The sequence below is a fragment of the Pseudomonas sp. S2_C11 genome, from assembly GCF_054668395.1.
The window spans coordinates 717,775-735,461 of sequence record NZ_CP162765.1; the positions used below are offsets into that span (position 1 = coordinate 717,775).

17 protein-coding genes are annotated in these 17,687 nt (G+C 59.6%); 7 read left to right on the plus strand and 10 right to left on the minus strand.

Annotation, left to right across the window (positions count from 1 at the left end):
* Positions 1-459 precede the first annotated feature (459 nt).
* The 4 genes from glpD to AB4N48_RS03430 all read right to left on the minus strand — a co-directional run bounded on the left by glpD (position 460) and on the right by AB4N48_RS03430 (position 5,568).
* Positions 460-1,995 (minus strand): glycerol-3-phosphate dehydrogenase, encoded by a 1,536-nt coding sequence (glpD, locus tag AB4N48_RS03415; protein ID WP_076564008.1) that lies wholly within the window; start codon positions 1,993-1,995, stop codon positions 460-462.
* 290 nt (positions 1,996-2,285) lie between these two features.
* Positions 2,286-3,041 carry a DeoR/GlpR family transcriptional regulator gene (locus AB4N48_RS03420; RefSeq protein WP_095181782.1) on the minus strand — a complete coding sequence of 252 codons (756 nt, stop codon included), beginning with the start codon at positions 3,039-3,041 and terminating at the stop codon, positions 2,286-2,288.
* Positions 3,042-3,136: 95 nt separating this feature from the next.
* A complete protein-coding gene (gene glpK, locus AB4N48_RS03425; RefSeq protein ID WP_024014162.1) occupies positions 3,137-4,639 on the minus strand; it encodes a glycerol kinase GlpK in 1,503 nt (500 codons plus the stop codon).
* A 77-nt stretch (positions 4,640-4,716) separates the two neighbouring features.
* Positions 4,717-5,568: an MIP/aquaporin family protein gene (locus tag AB4N48_RS03430; protein WP_016773396.1), complete on the minus strand. Its 852-nt coding sequence runs from the start codon at positions 5,566-5,568 to the stop codon at positions 4,717-4,719.
* A gap of 351 nt (positions 5,569-5,919) precedes the next feature.
* On the opposite strand from AB4N48_RS03430, the gene ybaK reads away from it, so the two are divergent.
* Positions 5,920-6,390, plus strand: a complete 471-nt coding sequence (ybaK, locus tag AB4N48_RS03435; RefSeq protein WP_095181783.1) for a Cys-tRNA(Pro) deacylase — start codon at positions 5,920-5,922, stop codon at positions 6,388-6,390.
* A gap of 99 nt (positions 6,391-6,489) precedes the next feature.
* Positions 6,490-7,272 carry a PhzF family phenazine biosynthesis protein gene (locus AB4N48_RS03440; protein WP_095181784.1) on the plus strand — a complete coding sequence of 261 codons (783 nt, stop codon included), beginning with the start codon at positions 6,490-6,492 and terminating at the stop codon, positions 7,270-7,272.
* Between the two features lie 120 nt (positions 7,273-7,392).
* Here AB4N48_RS03440 and AB4N48_RS03445 read toward each other — a convergent pair whose 3' ends face one another.
* Positions 7,393-8,502, minus strand: a complete 1,110-nt coding sequence (locus tag AB4N48_RS03445) for an ABC transporter ATP-binding protein (RefSeq protein WP_095181785.1) — start codon at positions 8,500-8,502, stop codon at positions 7,393-7,395.
* The gene (argF, locus tag AB4N48_RS03450; protein WP_024014160.1) at positions 8,499-9,419 is read right to left on the minus strand and encodes an ornithine carbamoyltransferase; all 921 of its coding nucleotides are present in this window, start codon (positions 9,417-9,419) and stop codon (positions 8,499-8,501) included. The genes AB4N48_RS03445 and argF overlap by 4 nt, the downstream gene beginning before the upstream one ends.
* A gap of 405 nt (positions 9,420-9,824) precedes the next feature.
* On the opposite strand from argF, the gene AB4N48_RS03455 reads away from it, so the two are divergent.
* From AB4N48_RS03455 to grxD, 3 genes are all read left to right on the plus strand, one after another.
* Positions 9,825-10,115: a hypothetical protein gene (locus AB4N48_RS03455; RefSeq protein ID WP_041479870.1), complete on the plus strand. Its 291-nt coding sequence runs from the start codon at positions 9,825-9,827 to the stop codon at positions 10,113-10,115.
* Positions 10,116-10,250: 135 nt separating this feature from the next.
* A complete protein-coding gene (locus AB4N48_RS03460; protein ID WP_252868211.1) occupies positions 10,251-12,356 on the plus strand; it encodes a molybdopterin oxidoreductase family protein in 2,106 nt (701 codons plus the stop codon).
* Positions 12,357-12,453: 97 nt separating this feature from the next.
* Positions 12,454-12,795 carry a Grx4 family monothiol glutaredoxin gene (gene grxD / locus AB4N48_RS03465; RefSeq protein WP_016773402.1) on the plus strand — a complete coding sequence of 114 codons (342 nt, stop codon included), beginning with the start codon at positions 12,454-12,456 and terminating at the stop codon, positions 12,793-12,795.
* Positions 12,796-12,996: 201 nt separating this feature from the next.
* Here the strand turns inward: grxD and bfr are convergent, their stop codons facing one another.
* The gene (gene bfr / locus AB4N48_RS03470; RefSeq protein WP_016773403.1) at positions 12,997-13,470 is read right to left on the minus strand and encodes a bacterioferritin; all 474 of its coding nucleotides are present in this window, start codon (positions 13,468-13,470) and stop codon (positions 12,997-12,999) included.
* Between the two features lie 201 nt (positions 13,471-13,671).
* The gene (locus AB4N48_RS03475) at positions 13,672-13,890 is read right to left on the minus strand and encodes a bacterioferritin-associated ferredoxin (RefSeq protein WP_003227725.1); all 219 of its coding nucleotides are present in this window, start codon (positions 13,888-13,890) and stop codon (positions 13,672-13,674) included.
* A gap of 312 nt (positions 13,891-14,202) precedes the next feature.
* Between AB4N48_RS03475 and AB4N48_RS03480 the strand changes: the two genes are divergently transcribed.
* Positions 14,203-14,805: a peroxiredoxin gene (locus tag AB4N48_RS03480; protein WP_003227723.1), complete on the plus strand. Its 603-nt coding sequence runs from the start codon at positions 14,203-14,205 to the stop codon at positions 14,803-14,805.
* Positions 14,806-14,879: 74 nt separating this feature from the next.
* Here AB4N48_RS03480 and rnt read toward each other — a convergent pair whose 3' ends face one another.
* Positions 14,880-15,557: a ribonuclease T gene (rnt, locus tag AB4N48_RS03485; RefSeq protein ID WP_252868210.1), complete on the minus strand. Its 678-nt coding sequence runs from the start codon at positions 15,555-15,557 to the stop codon at positions 14,880-14,882.
* Positions 15,554-16,600: a dihydroorotase gene (pyrC, locus tag AB4N48_RS03490; protein WP_016773405.1), complete on the minus strand. Its 1,047-nt coding sequence runs from the start codon at positions 16,598-16,600 to the stop codon at positions 15,554-15,556. The genes rnt and pyrC overlap by 4 nt, the downstream gene beginning before the upstream one ends.
* Positions 16,601-16,760: 160 nt before the next feature.
* Between pyrC and AB4N48_RS03495 the strand changes: the two genes are divergently transcribed.
* Positions 16,761-17,675, plus strand: a complete 915-nt coding sequence (locus AB4N48_RS03495) for a flagellar protein MotY (protein ID WP_236168279.1) — start codon at positions 16,761-16,763, stop codon at positions 17,673-17,675.
* The last annotated feature ends 12 nt before the right edge of the window (positions 17,676-17,687 follow it).

Below are 17,687 nucleotides of genomic sequence, written 5' to 3' on the forward strand. Positions count from 1 at the left end.
GACGGCTCCTGAAGTGTTGGCACAGCAGGCATTCGTCGAGAGAGTGTAGAGCATGACTCGTGCCAGAGCAGTCGAAGTCCGTTAAGCGGTTGTTTTATAACGTTATTAAAGTTTTATGGCGGTAATTTTATGAAGGCATGATCCGGTTAACCGAATCGACTGTGGAGTCGCGTTCGGAAAACCGAACGATCAAAAGCCCCTCACCCTAACCCTCTCCCGGAGGGGAGAGGGGACTGACTGCGGTGGATGGTCGAGTTACGGCGACGTGAGATACCGAGTCGACCTCGGACTTTGGAACCCACGGAGATCGGCTCCCTTTCCCCTCTACCCCCTGGGGGAGAGGGCTGGGGTGAGGGGGAAAAGATCCAACTGCCCCAATCAGGTTCAACAAAGTCCACATAACAAAAAGCCCCTGAATCTCACAATTCAGGGGCTTTCGTTCAAGCTATGGGGCGAAGATCAAGCCGCCTCGATCTTCCGGTTCTGCTCAACCTTGCCCAGATACGTCGACAGCTTCTGCTGTTCCTCCGCTGTGGTGAACAAGCCTAGCTTGGTGCGGCGCCACAGGATGTCGTGCGCCGTAGTGGCCCACTCTTCGCTGCACAGGTAATCGACTTCGCGGGTGTAGAGCCCGCCGCCGATGTGCTCACCCATGTCGGCCAGGCTTTCCACGCCTTCAAGCATGCGCCAGGTGCGGCTGCCGTAGGTGACGGCCCAGCGCCGGGCGATTTCGGTCGGGACGAAATCGAACTTGTCGCGAATCCGCGCGCTCAGGGCCTCTGGCGTGGTCATGTCTTCGCCGCCGGGCAGGGTGGCGGTCGCGGTCCAGCTCGGGCGCATCTGGGTGAAGAACGGCATCAACTGCGCCATCGCCGACTCGGCGAGCTTGCGGTAAGTGGTCAGCTTGCCGCCGAACACCGACAGCAGCGGCGCTTCCTCGGCGTTGCCCGACAGCGCCAGGGTGTAATCGCGAGTGACCGCAGACGGGTTGTCGGATTCGTCGTTGCACAGCGGCCGAACGCCCGAGTAGCTGTGCAGGATGTCTTCGCGGCTCAGCTGCTTCTTGAAGTGGGCGTTGACCACTTTCAGCACGTAATCGGTTTCGCCTTCGGTGATCGCTACTTTCGCCGGGTCGCCGGTGTATTCGCGGTCGGTAGTGCCGATCAGAGTGAAGTGGTTCAGGTACGGAATAGTGAAAACGATGCGCTGATCTTCGTTTTGCAGAATATGCGCATGTTCGCCTTCGTACAGTTTCGGCACGATGATGTGGCTGCCCTGGATCAGACGGATGCCATACGGCGATTCCATCTTCAGGTCGTCACGGATGAACTTGGCCACCCATGGGCCGGCGGCGTTGACCAGTGCTTTGGCGGTGATCGAAAACAAACTGCCGTCGGCGCGCTCCAGATGCAGATGCCACAAACCTTTGGTGCGGCGGGCACTGACACAGCGGGTCTGGGTATGCACATGCGCGCCTTTTTCACGGGCGGCCATGGCGTTCAGGACCACGAGGCGGGCGTCATCGACCCAGCAATCGGAGTATTCGAAGCCTTTCTTGATTTCGCTTTTCAGCGCGCTGTCGGCGCCGAACTTCAGGCTTTTCGAACCTGGCAGCTTTTCACGTTTGCCGAGGTTGTCGTAGAGGAACAGGCCGGCACGAATCATCCACGCCGGACGCAGGTGCGGGCGGTGTGGCAGTACGAAACGCATCGGTTTGACGATATGCGGCGCCTTGGCCAGCAACACTTCACGCTCGGCGAGCGCTTCACGCACCAGACGGAATTCGTAATGTTCCAGATAGCGCAGGCCACCGTGGATCAGCTTGCTGCTGGCCGACGAGGTGTGGCTGGCCAGGTCGTCTTTTTCGCAAAGGAACACCGAAAGACCGCGACCGGCGGCATCCGCTGCGATCCCGACGCCGTTGATCCCGCCGCCAATCACGGCAACGTCATAGATCTCGGAGAGAGGGGGCGTACGCAAGGTAGAGGTGGACATCGGCTGGCCTCGGTTCTTTTGATTTAGTCTTGGAAATCGAACATAAATGTTCATTTGCGAAAATGGTAGCCCATAAACACGCGCGCAGCCAGTCGCGTTCGATTGAAAAAACTCATCGAAGGGCGATTAAAAGAAAATTTTCGAACATGAACGCGCGCAAGGGCGCAGAAGATGTGTTGTGTGATCGATTGTTTTCGCGAGCAGGCTCGCTCCCACATTTTGCAATACATTCCAAGAGTGGGAGCGAGCCTGCTCGCGAAGGCGTCGGTTCGGTCAGCGAGGGAGAGGGTTCAGACGACTTCCAGACGAATCTTGTGCTGACTCAACAACTGCGTCAGCGCCGGTACCGGCTGCTGATCGGTGACCAGACAATCGATCAGGCTGATCGGCCCCAGTCGAATCATCGCATTACGCCCGAACTTGCTCGAATCCGCTGCCAGAATCACCTGTCGCGCGTTGGCGATGATCGCCTGGCTGACCCGGACCTCCTGATAGTCGAAGTCGAGCAGGCTGCCGTCCTCATCGATCCCGCTGATCCCGACCAAGGCGAAATCGACCTTGAACTGATTGATGAAGTCCACACTCGCCTGACCGACCACACCACCGTCGCGGCGCACGTTGCCGCCGGTCAGCAGCACATCGAAATCATCCTTGGCGCTGAGCATCGAGGCGACGTGCAGGTTGTTGGTGATGATCTTCAGGTGACTGTGATTGAGCAGGGCGCGAGCGATCGATTCGGTGGTGGTACCGATATTGATGAACAGCGAGGCGTGATCGGGGATCTGCGCGGCAATGGCTTCACCGATGCGTTGCTTTTCATCACGCATCTGATCGGCACGCATGGCATACGCGGTGTTTTCGACACTGGAATCGTAAGCGGCGCCACCGTGGTAGCGACGCAGCAGATTGGCTTCCGCGAGCTGGTTGATGTCGCGGCGGATTGTTTGCGGGGTGACAACGAACAGCGTGGCCATTTCCTCGATGCTCACATAGCCGCGTTCGCGGACCAGCTCGAGGATTTGCTGCTGACGGGGAGGCAGATTCATGGGGCTTCCTTTGGGCTGCCGTGCAAAATTTGCCCATGATGCCGCAGGAATCCGCTCCCGACCAGTTAGATACCTATGTGTAACTCAAGGCTGGCTTATTCAGCGTCCTCACGCGCCCAGTCACGGGTGCGGCTGACGGCTTTTTTCCAGCCTTTGTAGAGTTTCTCTTTCTCGGTTTCGTCAAGGCTCGGTTCGAACTCGCGCTCGATCACTGCCTTGCCGCGCAGTTCTTCCAGGCTGCCCCAGAAACCGCAGGCCAGGCCGGCCAGATAAGCCGCGCCGAGTGCGGTGGTTTCGCGCATTTGCGGGCGTTCGACCTGGGTGCCGAGGATGTCGGCCTGGAACTGCATGAGGAAGTTGTTCGCCACCGCACCGCCGTCCACGCGCAGGGCTTTGAGGCGTTCGCCGGAATCCTGTTGCATGGCGTCGAGTACGTCGCGGGTCTGGTAGGCGATCGACTCCAGCGCGGCGCGGATGATGTGATCCACGCGGACGCCGCGCGTCAGGCCGAACAGTGCGCCACGGGCATACGGGTCCCAGTACGGCGCGCCGAGACCGGTAAACGCCGGCACCAGATACACACCGTTGCTGTCCTTGACCTTGTTGGCAAAGTATTCGGTGTCGTGGGCGTCGTTGACGATTTTCAGTTCATCACGCAGCCACTGCACGGTCGAACCGCCGTTGAACACGGCACCCTCCAGTGCGTAGGCAACTTCGCCGCGCGGGCCGCAGGCGATAGTGGTGAGCATTCCATGCTGGGATTTCACTGCTTTGTCGCCGGTGTTCATCAGCAGGAAGCAACCGGTGCCGTAGGTGTTTTTCGCCTGGCCCGGCTCGACGCACATCTGCCCGAACAGTGCCGCTTGCTGGTCGCCGGCGATACCGCCGATGGCGATGCCGCTCTTGGTGCGACCGTAGATTTCCGAGGACGCTTTGACTTCCGGGAGCATCTCGCGCGGGATGTCGAGGATCTCCAGCATCTTCGAGTCCCACTCCAGCGAGTGAATGTTGAAGAGCATGGTGCGCGAGGCGTTGGTGTAGTCGGTGACGTGCACCTTGCCGCCGGTGAATTTCCAGATCAGCCAGCTATCGACGGTGCCGAACAGCAGCTCGCCGTTGCGCGCACGCTCGCGGCTGCCTTCGACGTTATCGAGGATCCACTTCAGTTTGGTGCCGGAGAAGTACGGGTCGGTGACCAGGCCGGTGGTGTCGCGGATGTAGTCTTCGTGGCCATCGCGCTTGAGCTGCTGGCAGATCTCGGTGCTGCGGCGGCACTGCCAGACGATCGCGTTATACACGGGGCGGCCGGTGGTCTTGTCCCAGACCACGGTGGTTTCACGCTGGTTGGTGATACCGATCGCGGCAACCTGGTCATGGTGCAGGCCGGCCTGGGCCAGCGCTTCAACCATCACCGCGCTCTGGGTGGCGAAGATTTCCATCGGGTCGTGCTCGACCCAACCGGCCTGCGGGTAATGCTGAACGAATTCGCGCTGCGCGGTGCAGACTACGTTCGCGTCGCGGTCGAAGATGATCGCGCGCGAACTGGTCGTACCCTGATCAAGGGCAATGATGTAGTTCTTGTTCTGAATGTCGGTCATGTCGATTGCCTTGGACGAAAAAAACGAGAGTGGGCCGTGGCGCCGGCTCGGATGGGCAGGAGCCGGCGCCGACTGTTTCAAGAAGTTCTTGGTTTGCCGTCAATGGCCGGTTCTGCATCCTTTGTAGCAGGTGTGGCGCCGGTCAGGTGACGGGCGATGAGCCCGCGATACCCGGCAGCGCCGAGGCAGGCACCGACAATCGGTGCAAAAATCGGAATCAGGAAATACGGAATATCACGACCACCGGTGAAGGAAATTTCACCCCAACCGGTAAAGAAAGTCATCAGTTTCGGACCGAAGTCACGCGCAGGGTTCATCGCGAAACCGGTCAGCGGACCCATCGCACTGCCGATCACGGCAATCAGCAGACCGATCAGCAGCGGCGCCATGGGGCCTCGTGGCAGGCCGTTGTTGTCATCGGTCAGGGCCATGATCACGCCCATCAGGATCGCGGTGATGATCATCTCGACCAGAAAGGCCTGGGCCGTCGACAGCACCGGGTTCGGGTAGGTGGAGAACACCGAGGCCAATTCCAGGCTGGCAGCCGAGCCACGAACCATCTGGTGGGTTTGTTCGTAATCGAAGAACAGATTGCTGTAGAGCGTGTAGACCAGCAATGCGCCGCAGAAGGCGCCGGCAATCTGCGAAAGGATGTAGAACGGCAGTTTGCGCTTTTCGAAGTCAGCGAAGATTGCCAGAGCAATGCTCACGGCCGGGTTCAGGTGCGCGCCGGAAACCCCGGCGGTGAGGTAGATCGCCATGCTCACGCCGACGCCCCAGATGATGCTGATCTCCCACAGGCCGAAGCTGGCACCTGCGACTTTGAGCGCGGCGACACAACCGGTGCCGAAGAAGATCAGAAGGGCGGTGCCCAGAAACTCGGCCATGCATTGGCCGGAAAGCGATGGTTGCGGTAAAGCAGCTGTCATTGAAAACCTCGGTTCTTTTTCTTGTGTGGCGCCTTGCCAACGGAGCAGGGCGCGATCTTCACCGGGTCGGAATCCCCATTCGGTTCCCGGGTTACTGCTGGGTACTGCGTTAAGCATGATTCTTACATTATTCAGATTCGAAAAAATATAGACAAGAAACAAACCTGTCAAAGGTCGAAAGTGAACCGCCGGTCACAATAAAACTATTCGCCGTGTGAATGATCAGCGCGGCGATCAGCTTGAATGCAGCGCGAAGCCACGGGATTCGCGGCTTGGAATAGAGCCTTTTGCCCAACGATGACCTAGAATCTGCCGCAGGTTTTTTCAAAGATTGCCGAACCCGGAGCTGCCATGACCCCAGCGTTGGACTTGTTGAAAAAAGTTCGTGCCGAACATCGCGTGCACAGTTACGAACATGATCCGAAAGCCGCGTCCTATGGGCTGGAGGCGGCGGAGAAGCTCGGGCTCGCACCGGCGCAAGTGTTCAAAACCTTGCTGGCCGCCAGTGAAAAAGGCGAACTGCTGGTAGCTGTGGTGCCGGTCGTCGGAACGCTCGACCTCAAGGGCCTGGCCCATGCCGCTGGAGTGAAGAAAGCCGAAATGGCTGACCCGGCTGCCGCGCAACGTTCAACCGGCTACCTGTTGGGCGGCATCAGCCCGCTCGGGCAGAAGAAACGCCTGCGCACCTTCATCGACAATTCCGCTCAGGGGTTCGCGACTATCTATGTGAGTGCCGGGCGGCGAGGACTGGAAGTGGAATTGGCACCGGCGGTGCTGGCCGAGCACACTCAGGCGCAGTTCGCCGATATCGGCCGGGCTTAAAATGCGCGCCAGCTGTATGAAGAAAAAATTGCGCTTCTGTCACTGGCACTGATCCGGGCCGCCGTTGCATGCTCGGTCGACCAATTCAGGGAGAAAATCATGCAGCTTGCGTTTCATCAGGTCGACGCGTTCAGTGATCGGCCGTTCAGTGGCAACCCGGCGATGGTCTATCGGCTCGACAGCTGGCTGGCCGATGACTTGATGCAGAAAATCGCCGCCGAACACAACCTGGCGGAGACTGCGTTTCTGGTGCGCGAAGGGCAGGCCTGGCATATCCGCTGGTTCACTCCGACTACTGAAGTGCCGCTGTGCGGGCATGCGACCCTGGCCAGCGCGTTTGTACTGTTCGAAATCTATAAGGAAAGTGCCGAGCGCATCGACTTCATCTGCAAGTCCGGGCCGCTGAGTGTCAGCCGCGAAGGCGACCGGCTGTGGCTGGATTTCCCGACCATCGTGCCTTCGGAAATCGGCGTGACGCTGGATGTCGAGCGGGCGCTGGGTGTCGAGGCTGTTGATGTGCTCGGCTCCAACGAACTGTTCGTGGTGCTGGAATCGGAGCAGGCCGTGCTCGACTGCAAACCGGACATGGCGGCGCTGGCGAAACTGCCATGGCTGGGTGCAATCGTCACCGCGCGTGGCAACCAGCATGATTTCGTCTCGCGCTATTTCGCCCCGGCGATCGGTATCAATGAAGATCCGGTGACCGGTTCGACGCATTGCAGCCTGATTCCGTACTGGTCCAAGCGTCTGGGCAAAACGAATCTGACCGCGTGCCAGCGCTCGGCGCGGGGTGGGGAGTTGTTCTGTCGGCTGGAAGGTGAGCGGGTGAAGATTGGCGGCAATGCGACGCTTGTGGCCAGCGGTACCCTGTTTTTAGGCTGAGGCAATACCAACTGTGGGAGCGAGCCTGCTCGCGAAAGCGCTCTTTCAGTCAACATCTTCGGCGACTGAAACACCGCATTCGCGAGCAGGCTCGCTCCCACAATTTTTATCCAGTGCGGATCAAAGGCTGGTGCTGAACCGACGGACGCCGTTTTCCACCGCCGGAATCTGCGCCGCCGTGCTGCCGGATGCCTGGAACAGCACCAGGTGATCCGCCGCTACTCGAATCCCGACCTGCGCGCCAACCAGATGATCGGCATGGCTGGGGAAGATCGATTCCAGCTGCGCGCCGGTCGGCAGTTGCAGGCGATACAAGGTCGCCGCGCCGAGGAATGTCTTGCCGACAATCTGCGCCTTCAATGGGCTGTCCGGTGCATAAACAATGTCATCCGGACGCAACAGCACATCCACTGCACCGCCAATCGGCCAGGTGTAAGCGCGGTTGCCGCGCAGTTCACCCAGCTCGGTCTGCACCGATTCCGGGGTGACGAGCTGGCCGCGAATGAAATAGCCCTGACCGATGAAACTGGCGACATACGGCGTCGCCGGTTCGTGATAGAGGTTGTAGGGCGTATCCCACTGTTCCAGCCGACCTTCCTTGAACACGCCAACGTGATCGCTGACGGCGAACGCTTCTTCCTGATCGTGGGTGACCAGAATCGCACTGGTGCCACGAGCCTTGAGAATGTCGCGCACCTCATGGCTGAGCTTGCGGCGCAGTTCGCCATCGAGATTGGAGAACGGCTCGTCGAGCAGCAGCAACTGCGGCTCCGGCGCCAGGGCGCGGGCGAGGGCGACGCGCTGTTGCTGACCGCCGGACAATTCGTGGGGGAAGCGCTTGCCGAGGTTTTTCAGGTTGACCAGTTCCAGCAGCTCTTCGACCACGCGCGCCTTGTTCGGGTGCTTACGAATGCCGAAAGCGATGTTGTCGGCCACGCTCAGGTGCGGGAACAGCGCGTAGTCCTGAAACACCATGCCGATCCGGCGTTTCTCCGGCGCCAGGGTGAAACCGGCACTGGACAGGGTTTCGCCACCGAGGGTGATTTCGCCTTCATGCACCGGTTCGAAACCGGCGATTGCGCGCAGGGTGGTGGTCTTGCCGCAGCCAGACGAGCCGAGCAGGCAGCCGATGTCGCCGGCGTTGAGGTGCAGATTGAGGTTCTGCACCACGCGTTGATCTTGGTAGCCGCAAGCGAGGTTGCGCAGGTTCAGCAGTAATTCATGGCTCATGCGTGGTGATATGCCGGTTCGACGAGGAACTCGAGCAGGGCCTTCTGTGCGTGGAGACGGTTTTCTGCCTGATCCCAGGCGACGGAGCGCGGGTCATCGAGCAGGTCGAGACTGATTTCTTCGCCACGGTGCGCCGGCAGGCAGTGCATGAACAGCACGTCCTCGGCAGCGAGGTCGAGCAAGGCACGGTTGACCTGAAACGGCGCGAACAGCTTGAGGCGCTTGGCAGTTTCCTCTTCCTGACCCATCGAAGTCCAGACGTCGGTGCTGACCAGATGCGCGCCACGCACGGCGTCCTGCGGATCGCGGACGATGGTCACGCGATCACCAGCCTGGGCGACGAATTCCGGGTTCGGCTCGTAGCCTTCCGGGCAGGCAACGCGCAGCTGGAAGTCGAACTGGATCGCCGCTTCTATATAGCTGTTGCACATGTTGTTGCCGTCACCAATCCAGGCCACGGTCTTGCCCTGGATCGAGCCACGGTGTTCGAGGAAGGTCTGCATGTCGGCGAGCAACTGGCACGGGTGCAGATCATCGGACAGGCCGTTGATTACCGGCACCCGCGAGTTGGCGGCGAATTCGGTGAGGGTGCTGTGGGCGAAGGTGCGGATCATCACCGCATCGAGCATGCTCGACATGACGATGGCGCAATCGCTGATCGGCTCGCCACGGCCCAGTTGGGTGTCGCGCGGGGACAGGAAGATTGCCTGGCCGCCGAGCTGGATCATGCCGGCCTCGAAGGAGATCCGGGTGCGGGTCGAGGATTTTTCGAAGATCATCCCCAGCACGCGGTTTTTCAGAGGCTCGAACAGTACGCCGCGGTTACGCAGGTCCTTGAGCTCAACGCCTCGACGGATCACGCTGACCAGCTCTTCGGGCGTGCAATCCATCAGGGAGAGAAAGTGCCTTGCGCTCATCATTGACTACCTTTTTGCTACAGACCGCAGATGCTCAAAGCCTTGTTTAACGGAACAACGGGCGAGACCTGCGGCGTAAGCCGCACGGGGCGACGAAATAGGGGGAGGCGCGATATTGACACTAAATGTCGCGTTTTTCCAATAGGGTACTTTTTCAGTGGGATTCGGAGCGCGGACCGAGCATTTCGATCACGCATGTTGAAGCCGGATTCAGTACAGTGGTGAGCCTCTTTGTACACTGGCGCCGCCGCGCTTGGCAATGCGCCGCGACGGCAACGCAGCGGTCCTGGTCGGTTTGCGAACGCTGCGCCACCGATTCGCTTGGTCGGATGTTCAGACTGAAACATTTGCTAAAGCAAAGTGCTGGGTTATAAATAAGTTTCGAGCGACGCAGGGAGCCTCCGCATGGAATCGAAAGAACAACTGTTAATGGAGCTGCTGGGCCACACGGCTCGCTCTCTGACCCATCTCACCGCGTCAGTCACCTCGATGTCTTTCGAGTTGCTGCGCAGTGACGACGAAGTGGTCAAATCCGCCGGCCGACACATGATCGATCGCATGGCCACCATTAGCGCCGGGCTCGATGAGCACTGGCGGTTGATCGGCGAGCTCACCGGCGTCCACGTCGCCCACGAGCAGATCGAAACCATCCAGGAAATCCAGCTGGCCGCACCGCCGCAGTTGCCTTCGAACTGATCGCGACGGTTTATCGGCTGCCCTGATAACCGTCGATTCACGAGACGAACGTCGCTGGCGCCTGCTCCGCGCACGGGCCATAGTTTTGTTCCCGCGGGCGTGATTGCCTGCCCCCGAACAAGACAGAGACTGGCCATGACCAAGACTCTTCACCACCGTGCGTGCCACCTGTGCGAAGCCATTTGCGGGCTGACCATCGAAACTACGGAAACCGATGGCGATGTCGCGATCACCTCGATCAAGGGCGATGCCCTCGACACCTTCAGCCGCGGCCATATCTGCCCGAAAGCCGTGGCCCTGCAAGATATTCAGAGCGATCCCGACCGCCTGCGGCAGCCAATGCGCCGCGTCGGCAGTGAATGGCTGCCGATCGAATGGGACGAGGCGTTTGCGCTGGTGGCCGAGAAACTCGCGGCGATTCAGGAACGTCACGGCCAAAACGCCGTTGCGGTGTATCAGGGCAATCCGAGCGTGCACAACTACGGCCTGATGACCCACAGCAATTACTTCCTGGGGTTGCTGAAAACCCGCAATCGCTACTCGGCAACGTCGGTCGATCAACTGCCGCACCACCTCAGCAGCTATCTGATGTACGGCCACGGCTTGCTGTTGCCAATTCCGGACATCGATCACACCGATTTCATGCTGATTCTCGGCGGCAATCCGCTGGCGTCCAACGGCAGCATCATGACCGTGCCGGATGTCGAGAAACGCCTGAAGGCTATTCAGGCACGTGGCGGCAAAGTGGTGGTGGTCGATCCGCGGCGCAGCGAAACCGCAGCGATGGCCGATCAACATGTATTCGTTCGCCCGGGCGGCGATGCGGCGCTGTTGTTCGGCATGCTCAATACGCTGTTCAGCGAAGGCCTGACCCGCGACAGCCATTTGCCGGTCGATGGCCTCGACGAAGTGCGAAACGCCGTGGCTGAATTCAGCGCCGAAGCGATGAGCCCGCTTTGCGCAGTGCCTGCCGAACAGATCCGCCAACTGGCGCGCGACTTCGCTGCCGCGCCAAGCGCCGTCTGCTATGGACGCATGGGCGTTTCGACCCAGGCCTTCGGTACCTTGTGTCATTGGGTGGTGCAGTTGATCAACCTGGTCACCGGCAACCTCGACCGCGTTGGTGGTGCACTGTGCACCGAACCCGCTGTGGATCTGGTGGCGTCGACCTCGGGCGGGCATTTCAACAAATGGCAGAGCCGGGTTTCCGGTCGTCCTGAATACGGCGGCGAGTTGCCGGTCTCGGCGCTGGCCGAAGAAATGCTCACGGAGGGTGAGGGGCAGATCCGCGCGCTGATCACCGTGGCCGGCAACCCGGTGTTGTCGACACCCAACGGCCGGCAACTGGAGCAGGCGCTGGATGGCCTCGACTTCATGCTCTGCATCGACCTGTACATCAACGAAACCACGCGCTATGCCGATCTGATCCTGCCGTCGACCTCGGCGCTGGAAAACGATCACTACGACACCACTTTCAACCTGTTTGCGGTGCGTAACGTGACCCGCTTCAATCGCGCGATCCTCGCCAAGCCCGAGGGTGCGCTGCACGACTGGGAGATCTTCGTCGGTTTGGCCAAGGCTTTCGCCGAGAAAACCGGTAAAGAACTGAAACCGACGATGCCGCCGGCGAAGATGATCGACATGGGCCTGCGTATGGGCCGCTACGGCGATGCGTCCGAGCACAAGTTGTCGTTGGCGACGCTGTTCGATCATCCGCATGGCGTGGATCTGGGTGCGCTGAAACCGAATCTGGCATCACGTCTGAAAACGCCGAATCAGCGTATCCAGGCCGCACCGCCGGAAATTCTCGCTGACCTCGCTCGCTTTGCCGCGTTGCAGGCGCCGGCTGCCGATGAGTTGTTGATGATCGGCCGCCGCCATGTGCGCAGCAACAATTCGTGGATGCACAACTTCCATCGACTGGTGAAGGGCAAGCCGCGGCATCAGTTGCTGATGCACCCGGATGATCTGGCCAGCCGTGGCCTGGCTGATGGGCAACGGGTTCGGGTGAGTTCGCGGGTCGGGCAGATCGAGGTGGAAGTGCTCGCCAGTCTCGACATGATGAAAGGCGTGGTCAGCCTGCCCCACGGTTGGGGCCACGCGCGCCCGGGCGTGCAGATGGCGATCGCCAGCGGCCAGCCGGGGTCGAGCGCCAACGACCTGACCGACGAGTGCCAGCTTGACGAACTGTCGGGCAACGCGGCGTTGAACGGTGTGCCGGTGACAGTGGCGGCGGCTTGAGCGGGTCTGTCGGGGAGACCGAGCATGGCGCTCGGGATTCCGTTACAATGCGCCACCGTGCCGACCTCTGAGTCGGAAAGTTCAGCCGAGGTGCTCCATGGATATCATCGAAACGATTAAAGAGCAGATTGCCAACAACACCATTCTGCTTTACATGAAAGGCTCGCCGAATGCCCCGCAGTGCGGCTTCTCCGCAAAAGCTGCGCAAGCCGTGATGGCCTGTGGTGAAAAGTTCGCGTACGTGGACATCCTGCAGAACCCGGAAATCCGCGCCAACCTGCCAAAGTACGCCAACTGGCCGACTTTCCCGCAACTGTGGGTCGGCGGTGAGCTGGTCGGCGGCAGCGACATCATGACCGAGATGGCTGCAGACGGTTCGCTGCAAAGCACCATCAAGGCGGCTGTCGAAGCGGCAGCGGCGAACAAGTCCGAAGCCTGATTCTACGTTCATAGAGTTTCGCTCGACGACGCGTCTCCCGTAGGAGCTGTCGAGTGAAACGAGGCTGCGATCTTTTGATCTTCGGCCAGCAAAAAGCCCCGCACCTCGAAAGAGGGCGGGGCTTTTTGTTGGTTATATGAGTTGACTGAGTATCAAGGCTGAAATCGATAAAGATCGCAGCCTCGTTTCACTCGACAGCGCCTACTCTTCGCCCATCTGCGACTGCAGATAGTTTTCCAGACCGATCTTGTCGATCAGGCCGAGCTGGGTTTCCAGCCAGTCGATGTGTTCTTCTTCCGACTCGAGAATGTCTTCGAGCAGTTCACGGCTGCCGAAGTCGCCAACGGTTTCGCAATGGGCGATGGCGGCTTTCAGGTCAGCGTGGCCGGTCTTTTCGATGCGCAGGTCGCATTCGAGCATTTCGCGGGTGTGTTCGCCGATGTGCAGCTTGCCCAGGTCCTGCACATTCGGCAGGCCTTCAAGGAACAGGATGCGCTTGATCAGCTTGTCCGCGTGCTTCATCTCGTCGATGGATTCGTGGTATTCGTGCTTGCCGAGCTTGTTCAGACCCCAATCTTCATACATGCGCGCATGCAGGAAGTACTGATTGATCGCGACCAGCTCATTGGCGAGGATCTTGTTGAGATGCTGGATGACTGTAATGTCGCCTTTCATGATCGGAGTCCTGCCCTGTATTAACTGTATATAAGGCGGAGTTTGAGCTTGGTGTTTATAAGTGTCAAACCTAAGTTATTGAATAATAAATGAAAATTAATCGGAATAAGAATGTTTGTGTTCCGCGTCTGGACGCTAAGCAATTGATTTTCAGGCATAAAAAAACCGGACGCGAAGTCCGGTTCTTTGAAATGGGGGCATTTACGCAGCAGTAAATTCTACAGGGTAAGGGATCGCGGCCTGGGCGGTTTGCAGCTTGGTCAGAGTTTCGCGGACCACTTCCTTGGCAAGGCAGGCGCATTTGCCGCACTGGCTGGCGACGCCGGTGGCCTGGCGAACTTCTTTGTAGCTGCAGCAACCTTCATAGATCGCTTCGCGGATCTGTCCGTCGGTGACGCCAGTGCAGAGGCAAACATACATAAGTAAGAACCGTCGCTGGTTGTGACTCAATTGCGATGGATCTTAATGTTAACGAGAATGATTGTCAAAGTGCTTTCGGAACGCTTCCCAGCCAATTTGCCGGCGACTGACGAACGGTATTTGCCAGGCGCTCCCTTGACCCAATGAATACGCAGTGGATAACCGAACAGGGAAAATCCGTTACGGACAGGCCAAACACGCAGTGTATGATGGTCGTCCCTTGCGAAGAGGGTTCGTGTCACAGGGCTGTCGCCTGAGGGTGATAGGCTGGCCCGGACCCTGAACTTCAAGTTTCTACACCAGGAGATATCAATGAGCGTACTCGTAGGCAAACAAGCCCCAGACTTCACCGTCCCGGCCGTACTCGGCAATGGCGAGATCGTTGACAGCTTCACCCTGTCCTCGGCCATCAAAGGCAAATACGGCCTGGTGTTCTTCTACCCGCTGGACTTCACCTTCGTCTGCCCGTCCGAGCTGATCGCTCTGGACAACCGCATGGCTGACTTCAAGGCGCGCAACGTTGAAGTGATCGCTGTGTCGATCGACTCGCACTTCACCCACAACGCCTGGCGCAACACTCCAGTGAACAATGGCGGCATCGGCCAGGTGAAATACACCATGGCTGCCGACATGAAGCACGACATCGCCAAGGCTTACGACGTTGAATCCGAAGGCGGCGTGGCTTTCCGTGGCGCGTTCCTGATCGACGACAAAGGCGTGGTTCGCTCGCAGATCATCAACGACCTGCCGCTGGGCCGTAACATGGAAGAGCTGATCCGTCTGGTCGACGCGCTGCAATTCCACGAAGAGCACGGCGAAGTCTGCCCGGCCAACTGGAAGAAAGGCGACAAAGGCATGAACGCTTCGCCAGAAGGCGTTGCGGCTTACCTGACCGAAAACGCTGCTGCCCTGTAAGGCGCAACGTCGAGGTACAAAAAAACCGGCCCATGTGGCCGGTTTTTTTATGCGCGGGATTTGTTCGCCGAGGATCAGTCGTCGAAGTCTTCCCAGCCGCCCATCTGTTTCCAGCGATTGACGATGCCGCAGAACAGCTCAGCGGTCTTTTCGGTGTCGTAGCGCGCCGAGTGCGCCTCACGACCGTCGAAATCGATGCCGGCGGCCTGACAGGCTTTCGCTAGCACTGTCTGACCGTACGCCAGACCCGCCAGAGTCGCCGTGTCGAAACTGGAGAACGGGTGGAACGGGTTGCGCTTCATGTCCAGGCGCGCAACTGCTGCGTTGAGAAAGCCCAGATCGAAGCTGCTGTTGTGCCCGACCAGAATCGCCCGCTTGCAGCCGTTGGCTTTCAGGGCCTTGCGGATGCCACGGAAAATATCGGTCAGCGCGGTTTCTTCACTGACGGCCATGCGCAGCGGATGATCAAGCTTGATCCCGGTGAATTCCAGCGCTGCCGCTTCAACGTTCGCACCTTCGAATGGCTCGACGCGGAAGAAGTAGGTGTGATCCGGGTAGACGAAACCCTTTTCATCCATGGCGATGGTGGTCGCGGCAATCTCCAGCAGGGCATCGGTGGCTGCGTTGAAGCCACCGGTTTCTACGTCGACGACAACCGGCAGGTAGCCGCGAAAACGCGCTGCCATCGGGTGACGGGAACCGCCGCCACCACCTTGACCGTCCAGCTCATCGTCGAAATGCTCTTCACTCACGCGTGTTCCTCCAGCAGGCGCCAGCGCAGTTTTTCACCGGCGCGCAGCGGGATAACGGTCAGCTCGCCAAATGGCAGGCTGGTTGGGGCGGTCCATTCTTCGCGAACCAGGGTGATGCGATCGGTGTTTGCCGGCAGGCCGTAGAAACGCGGGCCGTTGAGGCTGGCGAAGGCTTCGAGCTTGTCCAGCGCATTACGCTGTTCAAACGCTTCGGCATACATCTCGATGGCGGCGTAGGCGGTGTAGCAACCGGCGCAACCGCAGGCGGCTTCCTTGGCGTGCTGGGCGTGGGGCGCCGAGTCGGTGCCGAGGAAGAACTTGGCGCTGCCGCTGGTGGCGGCATCGAGCAAGGCTTCCTGATGGGTGTTGCGCTTGAGGATCGGCAAGCAATAGAAGTGTGGCCGAATCCCGCCCACCAGCATGTGGTTACGGTTGTACAACAGGTGGTGCGCGGTGATGGTCGCGCCGACGTTGGCCGAAGCCTCGTTGACGAATTGCACGGCGTCACCGGTGGTGATGTGCTCGAACACCACTTTCAGCGTCGGGAAACGCTCGACCACGCGGCGCATGTGCTCGTCGATGAAAATCTTTTCGCGGTCGAATACATCGACGTCGCCACGGGTGACTTCACCGTGGATCAACAGCGGCATGCCGACTTCGGCCATGGCTTCCAGCGCCGGGAAGATCTTGTCGATGCTGGTCACGCCGGAATCGGAATTGGTGGTCGCGCCGGCCGGGTAAAGCTTGGCGGCGTAGACGAAACCGCTGGCCTTGGCCTGACGAATTTCTTCCGGTTGGGTGCGGTCGGTGAGGTACAGCACCATCAACGGCTCGAACTGACTGCCGGCCGGGCGGGCAGCGAGAATGCGCTGACGATAGCCGTCGGCTTCAGCGGCGTTGCGCACCGGCGGTACCAGGTTCGGCATGATGATCGCGCGCCCGAAGGTGCGGGCCACATCGGCAACGGTATTGGTCAACACGGCACCATCGCGAAGATGAATGTGCCAGTCGTCGGGACGCAGCAGGGTCAGGCGGTCGGACATGAGGGGATTCCAGGCGGGTCAAACTGAGGCGAATGCTACCGGAAAAGACTCTTGCAGGCACCCGCTATCAAGTTTTGCCACAAGCGTCCGATATCCCGAAGGTATGCCGTAAACATTGTGTGAATCGGTGTTTGTGTTTCACAAGCCAATGGAGCCTCCCGTGCGCCAGCGTTATTTAGCCCTGCTCAGTGTGTTTGCCAGCCTTCCCGCGATGGCGCTGACTTACCAGACGCGTCTGGAGAACATTGAGTGGACGGTCGCCGGCGACAAGTTCGAATGCCGCCTGACGCAACCGATCACTGATTTCGGCTCGGGCGAATTCGTGCGCAAGGCCGGTGAGCAGGCGATCTTTCGCCTGAATGCCTACAACGCCATGCTTGGTGGCGGCTCGGCGACGTTGCTCGCTGCCGCTGCACCGTGGCAGCCGGGGCGAGGCGATATCAATCTGGGCTCGGTACGGCTGGGCAGTGGCAATGTGTTGTTCAACAGCTCGCAATCCCAGGCCGGTGGGCTGATCAGCGGTCTGCTGGACGGCCGTAGCCCGGTAGTTCGCCGTGCGTCTGGCGATGGCCGGGTGTCGGAAGTGCGTTTGTTGCCGGTGAAATTCAGCAAGGCGTTCAACGACTACCAAGGCTGCGTGGCGAAATTGCTGCCGCAGAATTTCGACCAGATCAAGCAATCGCAGATAGGCTTTCCCGGCGAAGGCGTTGAGCTGGACCCGGCTGCCAAGGCCAAGCTGCAAGTGATGCTCGAATACATGAAGGCCGACCCGACGGTGAACCACATTGACCTCGACGGCCATTCCGACAACAGCGGCAATCGTCTGACCAACCGCGAATTGTCGCGCCGCCGCGCGCTGGCGGTAGTCGATTTCTTCAAGGCCAACGGCATTCAGGAATCGCAGATCACCGTGCGTTTCCACGGCGAGCAGTATCCGATCGTGCCGAACACCAGCAAAGCCAATCGTGCGAAGAATCGCCGGGTCAATGTGAAACTGTCACGTGTGGCACCGACCACAGCCCCTGCGCCAGCGCCGCAAGCGAGTACGCCAGCCACCGCCGCAGCGACTTCCTGACTCGCCGGTCAT